Origin of the sequence: Streptomyces sp. NPDC049577, assembly GCF_040675635.1 — a bacterium.
In the GTDB taxonomy this organism is placed as follows: domain Bacteria; phylum Actinomycetota; class Actinomycetes; order Streptomycetales; family Streptomycetaceae; genus Streptomyces.
The window spans coordinates 1-1,426 of sequence record NZ_JBFAPH010000623.1 but is presented as its reverse complement, the minus strand read 5'-3'; the positions used below and the strand labels follow the sequence as shown (position 1 = coordinate 1,426).

At 76.7% G+C, this 1,426-nt stretch carries 1 protein-coding gene; it reads right to left on the bottom strand.

Annotated elements, in window-relative coordinates:
• Nucleotides 1-1,426 (bottom strand): molybdopterin-dependent oxidoreductase (locus tag AB0K09_RS33330; RefSeq protein ID WP_366069127.1); only part of this gene is annotated, 1,426 nt, incomplete at both ends.

Genomic DNA, 1,426 nt, shown 5'->3' with positions numbered 1-1,426 from the left:
CCCGACTGGTACTGCGCCAGCACGCGGCCCGTGGTCGCGTACAGGGGATAGCGCTCCCCGGGCGCCTCGGCCGCCGCCCGGTGCTCGACCGGCGCGAAGCGGGCCCGGCCGTCCGGGTGGGCGAAGCGGTCCAGGAAGAGTCTCGGTGTGCCCGGGTGGCCGGGCGAGGGGCACGGCCAGTGCAGGGTCTCGCCCGCGTCCAGGCGCTCGTAGGTGATGCCGTGGTAGTCGGCGCGGCCGCCGCGCGAGGCGCGCCGCAGCTCGTCGAAGGCCGTGCGCGGTTCGGTGGGGAAGCGGTCGGCGGGCTGGCCCAGCCGCACGGCGAGCCCCCGCAGCACCTCCATGTCGCCGCGCACGCCGGGCGGCGGGGACAGCGCGCGGCGGCGGCGCAGCACCCTGCCCTCCAGGCTGGTCATGGTGCCCTCCTCCTCGGCCCACTGCGTGACCGGCAGCACGACGTCCGCCATGCGCGCGGTCTCGGAGGGCACGAAGTCCGCGACGACCAGCAGGTCCAGGGCCGCGAGCCGGCGCGTGACATGCCCGGCGTGCGGGGCGGAGACGGCCGGGTTGGCGCCGAAGACCAGCAGCGCCCGGGGCCCGTCGCGGGTGCCCAGGGCGTCCAGGAGCTCGTACGCGCTGCGGCCCGGGCCCGGCAGTTCGGACGGCGGCACGCCCCACACGCCGGCGACGTGCTCGCGCGCGGCCGGATCGGTGATCGACCGGTAGCCGGGCAACTGGTCGGCCTTCTGCCCGTGTTCGCGGCCGCCCTGCCCGTTGCCCTGGCCGGTCAGGCAGCCGTAGCCGGAGCCGGGCCGGCCGGGCAGGCCGAGCGCGAGGGCGAGGTTGATGAAGGCGGCCACCGTGTCGGTGCCCTTGCTGTGCTGCTCGGCGCCGCGCCCGGTCAGCACGTAGGCGCGCCGGGCCCCGCCGAGCATGGTGACGGCGGTGCGCAGATCGGCCACCGGCACGCCGGTCAGCCGCTCGACGCGCTCGGGCCACCAGGCCGCGGCCCGCCGCCAGGCGGCGTCGAATCCGTTCGTGCGCCGCCGCACGTACTCCTCGTCCAGGTGGCCTTCGGTGACGGCCAGGTGCAGCAGGCCCAGGGCGAGGGCGAGGTCCGTGCCGGGCGCGGGCCGCAGGTGTAGGGCGGCAGCCTCGGCGGTGGTACTGCGGCGCGGATCGATGACGATCAGGTCCGCGCGGTCCAGGTGGCGCATCAGGGGCGGCATGGTCTCGGCGGGGTTGGCGCCCGCGAGGAGGATGACGTCCGCGTCGCCGAGGTCGGTGACGGGGAACGGCAGCCCGCGGTCGACGCCGAAGGCGGCGTTGCCGGCCGCGGCCGCCGAGGACATGCAGAACCGGCCGTTGTAGTCGATCTGGCTGGTGCCCAGCGCGAGCCGCGCGAACTTGCCCAGCAGATACGCCT